General features: G+C 57.5%; 1 protein-coding gene. It reads right to left on the bottom strand.

Annotated features, from left to right (window positions below):
* Positions 1-7,178: RHS repeat-associated core domain-containing protein (locus Q0650_RS00255; RefSeq protein ID WP_298814483.1), on the bottom strand; the 7,178-nt coding region annotated here is incomplete at its 3' end.
* Positions 7,179-7,222 lie beyond the last annotated feature (44 nt).

Below are 7,222 nucleotides of genomic sequence, written 5' to 3'. Positions count from 1 at the left end.
GGACTGTTATACACATACTGATACCGGTGCAAACTGCGCGGATCGCGGATCTGCCCGCGGTACGGGTCCTGGGTCAGCCACGTGCCGGTATCGGGGTCGTAATGGCGAGCGTAGAATTCGTACAGGCCGGTATGCTCGTTCCACTCCTGGCCGGTAAAGGTGTAGTGGTTGTGCGGATCGGTGAAGTTCCCCTGAGGCAGCTCGATCTCGCCGTAGGGCTGGTAGCGGTAGTTGTGACTGCTCTGACCCGCGTGGCGCGTCAGGCCCGCTACCGAACCAAGGCCGTCATAGTGATACCAATAGCTCTGGCCCTGCGCGCCGGTCGGGAAGTGGTGCCGTTGCAGGATGCGTCCGCCAGCGCCGCGATAGTAGTTGTCGTACTGCGGATTCCAGGCATTGTATTCGGCAATGGGATCCAGACCGTCGTAGACGTATTCCACCCGCTTCAGCCCGCCGCCTCCGGTCTTCGGATCGTAGGTCTTCACCATCCGGCGTCCATCGCCGTCGCGCGCCATAGTGGTGAGCGCGCGATCAACCCGGTTGCCTTGCAAGTTCTGCTGGTAATCCTGGACGGCGATCAGACGGTTCTCGGCGTCGTAGCGATAATCGGTGCCCTGGATGCGCGGGCCTTGCGGGCCGGGGAATTCTTTATTGATCCGGTTGCCGTTGGCATCGTAGGTGTAGGTGACGGCTTGCAATTCACCGCTCAACCCCCGGTTAGCATCGCTCGCCAGTCGCAATTTCGCCAGCAGGCTGGTCGCAATACCCTGGTTGCGCAGGTCGCCTGCGGCCTGGTACGACTCGACCTGGTCGCGGAGCGCGTTGAGGACGGACTCCACCGTTGCGACGTTGGGCGCCGGCTTGCTGTAGAGCTGCGTCAGCAGCGCATCCACCTGCGTCAGCAGCACATCCGCCGCCGTTTCGCTGATACCCTTGCCGCGCTGGGCAGACACCTCATGGCGGAATGCATGCATGGCCTGAGCGCTGTTGTCCGTTCGCTTCAGACCCGGCTGGCCGGGGCGGGTATCGCTGACAACGGTGAGCAGTTGATTGATGGCGTTGTAGCTGTAGGATAGGGTTTTGGCATCAAATGGCCGATTGGTATCACCGCTATCGTTGGTTGTCATCGTCAGCCGGTTACCTACAGCGTCGAACGTGTACTCAGTCCAACGACCCTGACTGTCTTCGTGGCGCACCAGGCGACGCAGCGGATCATACGTGTAGGAAGTGGTAACGACCGATGGATTGCGCCAGGCATAAGTAGCCGCCATCGTCACGCGCTGACCGACCTCATCGTAGGTATAGACAAATCGGCTATTCACGGTGCCGGCGCCGGCGTTCTGCCGGTTCTCAACGCTCAGGATGCGGTTGGCTTTGTCAAAAGTCTGAACGGTGACGGTATTGTTGGGGTTTTCCTGGCGAACGAGATTGCCCACTCCATCGCGAATGTAGCGCGTCTCCCGACCTTCAGGATCGATCGTGCTCGCCAGCCAGTTGTTCTTCAGATAGCTCGATCTGACAGTGCGCCCATCAGGGTAGGTCAGGCCGATTCGGTTGCCGACAGCGTCGTAGCTGAAGCGGGTCTGCCGCCCATGCACATCGCGCTCTTCGATCAGGCGATTAAGCGGATCATAGCGACGCTCGGTCGTGCCCAGCTCATTGGTGACGGTTAGCACATTGTTGTTTTCGTCGTAAGCGTAAGCGACAAACGTGCCATCGTGGTAATCGATCCGGGCCAACCGATCATCGGGATAGTAGCTATAGCGGGTGCGGTTGCGCAATGCGTCGATCCGCTCGATTAGATTGGAAGCGTGATCGTAGGCGTAGCGCCAGATATTGCCAAGCGCATCAACTTCCTGGATGACCCGGTTGAGGCCGTCGTAAGCGAAGCTGTTGAGATTGCCATTGGCATCGCGGATCAGCACCAGATTGCCGACTTCGTCATACTGATAACGAGTGGTAACGTTAACTGCCGCGCCGGCAGGCTGGTCTGAACGCTGGTTAAAGGTGACGCTGTTCAGGCGATAAAGCGAATCGTAGCCATAACCGGTGACGACACCATCAGCTTCGATCCGGGCAGTGAGATTGCCCATCCAGTCGTAACGGTACGCAGTGGTCTCGTTCTCAGGATTCGTATACGTGACCATGCGATCCAGCGCATCGTAGGTCAGGCTGGAAGTGTTGCCATTGCCATCGGTATAGGTCAGCAGATTATCATTGAGATCGTAGCTCCAGCGAGTGACATACCCCTCCGCATCGGCGCGGCTGATCAGCCGGTAGGCGACATCGTAGGCATAGCCGGTTGTCTGGCCGTTGGCATCGGTTCTGGCCAGCAGATTGCCTGCCGCATCGTACTGATAGCGCCAGACACCGCCAAGATTGTCGGTGAAACGCACTACGCGATCCAGGCCATCGTATGCATACGTACTGGTGAAGCCGCGCGCATCGGTAATCTGGATCAGGTTGTTGAGCTGATCGTAGACGAAGCGTACTGCATGGCCTTCAGGATTGGTGATCTGCACTGGCCGATCGAGACCATCGTAGCGATAGGTTGTTGTATGACCATTGGCATCCGTGACGGCCACGATGTTGTCAACACGGTCATAGGCAAAAGTCGTCACGCCACCTTCCGCATCAATGATGCGCGTCAGTCGCATATCGGCGTCATACTGATACTCGGTCACATAACGCCCACGTGGATCGAAGACAAAGCGCAGATTGCCGGCCAGGTCATACGCAAAACGAGTCGTTACATTCTGAGTGCTGGTGGCCGCCGCGCCAGGACGCTCATTCTGGATCAGTGCCTCCAGGCGATCAAGCGCGTCGTAGCGGTAGGCAGTCACAATCCCGGCAGGATCAATGCTGGCAATCAGATTGCCATTGGCATCGTAGCGGAAACTCGTCGTCTGATTGAGCGCATCGGTCACGCTGACCAGTCGGTTGGCCGCGTCGTAGGCAAAGGTGGTGCTAAAACCGCGCGGGTTGGTAAACCGCACCAGATTACCGCCAGAATCATAGGTATAAGTCGTCACCTGACCGGCAGCCGTCTCGATGCGAACAAGCCGATTCAGCGCGTCGTAAGCGAACCGCGAAGTGTTACCGTTGGGATCGGTGATGCTGACGATATTGCCGACCCGGTCATAGCTAAAGCTGGTCACTACGTTGGTATCGGCGCTTGCCGGCGCGCCGGGCACAGCGTTGGCAATCACCCGCGTGACCCGATTCAACTCGTCGTAGACCAGCTCCTGCGCGCGCTGAACTGCGCAGCTTCCGTTCACAAGCGGGCTATTGCAGCGAATCAGCGCTGTCAGGTTGCCAACCGCGTCATAGCGGTAGAACGCATGGCTCTGCTCAGGCCCATGCGCGGCTACCCGATTGTTAACCGCATCGTAAGCGAACGTCCAGACCCGGTTCTCGGCATCGGTAACACGAATGAGATTGTTCATCTCATCATAGGCGAAACTGACGCAGTGACCGAGAGGGGTACACTCTCCCACCAGATAGTCGGCCTGATCGTAGCCGAAACGACTGACGCCGCCATTAGCGTCAATCGCTGCGATGAGATTGTCGTTCTGATCGTACTGATAACGCAAGACGAAACCGAGTGGCCCGTCCACCTGCATCAGATTATCATTGGCATCAAAGATATAGCGAGTTGTAAAACCGCGCCCGTTGGTCACAGCGCGCAGGCGACCCAGATCGTCGTAGCCAAACTGCGTCTGATCGCCAACACCGTTAGTCATGGCCACCAGATCACCGGTGGTCGGATCGTAGACATTGGTAATCCGATTGCCGTTAAAGTCAATCACTTCGACCGGCAAACCGCGCGCATCGTAGCGGATCACGCTGACATTGTTAGCGGGATCGATAACACGGATCAGGTTACCGCGGTCATCGTACTCATAGCGCGTGATCCGGCCTTCAGCATCGGTAAACTGCGTCACCTGATCGCGCTCGTTGTAAGCCCAGCTCCGCTGCCAACCGAGCGGCCCCACCTCGCTTAACCGATTGCCGCGCTCATCGTAGGTGAATGTATAGACTCGACCCATCCGGTCGGTAAACGACGTGCGATTGAAGCGCTCATCGTAAGTAAAGAACTCGGACAAACCATCGGGATACGTAATCTGCGTCAGGCGGTACAGTTCGTCATAGTGATAGGTCGTAACGCGACCGAACGCATCAGTAATCGTTGTTATGCGCGCATCGTCATCGTAAGAGAAGACTCGATGCTCGCGTTCGCCAATCCACTGCTCGATCACCCGACCACGATCGTCATAAACCTGGCGGTTCTTCAGATTGCCGGCTGGGTTGCGGACACTCGCCAGATAGGAAACTGTCGCTTCGTATGGCCGACCATTAACATCGAGCAGGGTGCCGAGATACTGCTCCTGATAGGTAAAGGTGGTGGTATAGCCGCGCGCGTTGGTAAAGCCAACCAGCCGCGTGCCCTCATAGCTGAAACTATACTGCTTGCCTTCTGGCGCAGAGATCGCGCTGATCAGCCCCTGCGCGTTATAAGTGAGCATTACAGTACGCCCCGCATCATTCGTGATGCTGACCAGCCGATCGCCATTGTAGGCGAAACGCAATGCATTGCCATTGCGGTCGCGTTGAGCAATCAATCGACCGCTCGAATCAAACTCGTAGCTCGTCAGCGATTTGGTCGTCAGGATCAATGTCGTGCCACGGCGCTCCAGGCGGTCGTGAACATCGGGTGATCGTGACACGAAGCGCCCATCAGACGTTTCGGCGAAGAGCACCTGCCGACCATCGGGATACATCACCTCATACCCGCGCAGCAACAGATTATCGCGGCGCGTTGCGTTTATCTGGTAGGGGAAGGTCCAGCCCTGACCGGTCAAGCCAATGGTTGGATCCTGAGAGTTGTGGATCAGGGTTAGATCGATGTTGGCTTCGCCCGGACCGGCCACAAAGAGCACCGGCAACGGCTCGACCTTATTGCCCAGACCGGGTAGAACGGGATTGCCAACGATCACCTCATGACCCATACACGGATTGGCGCAGGCAAATCCATTGCGGCCCCGGAACGTCACGCGACTGCTCCCGCTGGCTGTGGCGGTATTGCCGGCAGGATCGCTCGCCGTGACAGTGAAATTGACAATCTGATTGGGTGGGACATTGCGGAAGACTGCGCTGTAGATATTTTCGCCGAATTCTGGCGTTGAACGCAATTCGGGATCAAGCCGACCCGGGTTGCCGTTAATGCTGGCGCTGGCGATCTCTCCGCTATCGTCAACGATCAACACTTTGACGCTCAGATTGCCCTGACCATCAGGCCAGACCTCCAGGAACTCAATAGTTGGCGGCAGAAAATCACCAGAACTACCGCCCTGACAATCCACGGTGATCGTTACCGTGCCCGGGTAAAGCGTAAAACCGGTGTACGGTTGCTGATGGTCGTAGTAATGACACGGCGCGTAGCCGATCAGTCCATCATTGATTCGAGTCAGCGTCAAACTTATTGATAAAGTGCGCGTCAGAGGCAGGAGTTGATCGTAGGTAAACTCACCTGTAAAAATACCTGTGTTATTTCTGATTTCTCGAGACGCTACCCAGGTTGTGCCATCGTCAAACTCGACGACGAGCTGCAACTGAGCATCGATGCCTTGCATGACATCCGGCGCCGGGTCAACCTCAGCCGCTACCTGCAACTGTGCCTCGGTGATTTCATTTTGATTTTCATCCCGGCGTGTCTGTCGCGACGACGTTACCGTGATCTGGCGAAACTCGGGATAAGGCAGGTACACCCTGACGCTACCATCGAGGCCGTTGCGAGCCACAAAACCGCGTTCGAGCGCAATGAACGGCTGATTGCGGAAATCGTGACTCTCATCGTGATACGTCTCCGGCGCAGTAGTCGCGCTATCGGCGATCGGAGCGCCAACCCGATTGCGCAGTTCATTCGTGGCATTCCTGTACGCTTCGTAAAGAAGACCGGCCATGTAGAAGGCAGCCGGTGGATCGGGGCGCGAGACAATGCTACCGTTGGCAAATTCTTGCACCCAGGTATTGGAACCGCCAAGCAGGAATGGATTCCCTATGGGATCGCCCATCGTTCCAAGGCCGATCCGTTCGCAAGTCTGGCGGAAGAGGGGCGCCAGGTCAACGGGGAGATTGCGCCAGTCTATGTCAGCGCACGAATCGACGGTTGTGCTGAGAACTGCAAACAGGGTGAAATGATCGGTACTGGCAATGAGCAGGCGCTGTTCTCGTTGAACAGTCGTCGGCAGCGCAACCCACCGTTGCAACGCTTCATCAAAGAAATACAGACGCAGGCGATCTTCGCGAATATTCAAACCTGATGGGTAGTTCACCACCAACGTCAACGGTTTGGCAAACTGGTTCACCGGGTTACCCTGCGCATCCGAGGCTGTCAGTTCAAAGAAGATGCCTGCCTCCTGATAACCCGCCACGTCTTGGATCGGCGCGGCATTGTAGCGGATGGTCGTATTCCGATCGACTGCTCCAGGAGGAATGCGCAATTCCAGGATGCCATCGCTGCTACGCAGGGATGTCGCCGCTTCGGGTCGCGCCTGCACTTCATCCCGCTCAGGCGCGCCACCAGGCCCGGAAAGATGAATAATGGGAACGAAGATTACGCTCGTTACGCGGGAAGGGCTAACCGGCGGAGGGCGCGGGGCCTGGGGATCGCCGACAGGGGGCAATGGCGGCCCAAGCGGTTTGGCTGCCGGAGGAGCAACTGCTGCCGGAGGAATCGGCGGCGCGCCCGCTGATACAGCCTCTGCCGGCGCAGTTTGCGCAAACGAGTCTTGCGCGCGCGGCGCATCAAGGGTTGCGGTTGGCGATAACTGCGCGCGCAATTGCGGCGGGAGGGACGACATCGGATCGGGAAGCGCCACTTGCGGTATGGATGGCAGCGGCGAGCCAGCAAATGCAGAGCTGGCTGATAGATTGTCTGCTCCAGACCAGGGATCGATGACCTCCCCGATCGTGGCTTCGAGGGTCAAACGCACTGGATCGATATACGGATCAATCAGCGGCTCAGGCCGCAGAGATTGTGGTTCAGCGCTGGAAGTGAGAGGAGATGATGCAGCATGCACGCTGGCTGTTGGCAATACCGCAGGAAACATGCTGGCAAGCAGGGCAACCACCAGGAAGAGGCAAACAAGACCGGAAGCCCGCGATCGTGACAGCATAGATAATCTCCAGCGCAATAATACGGTGAAGAGATGAGCGAGAC

This window comes from uncultured Chloroflexus sp. (genome assembly GCF_937129525.1).
Taxonomy (GTDB): Bacteria; Chloroflexota; Chloroflexia; order Chloroflexales; family Chloroflexaceae; genus Chloroflexus.
Note: the sequence above shows the minus strand (reverse complement) of the source record. Positions and strands in the feature narration are given on the sequence as shown.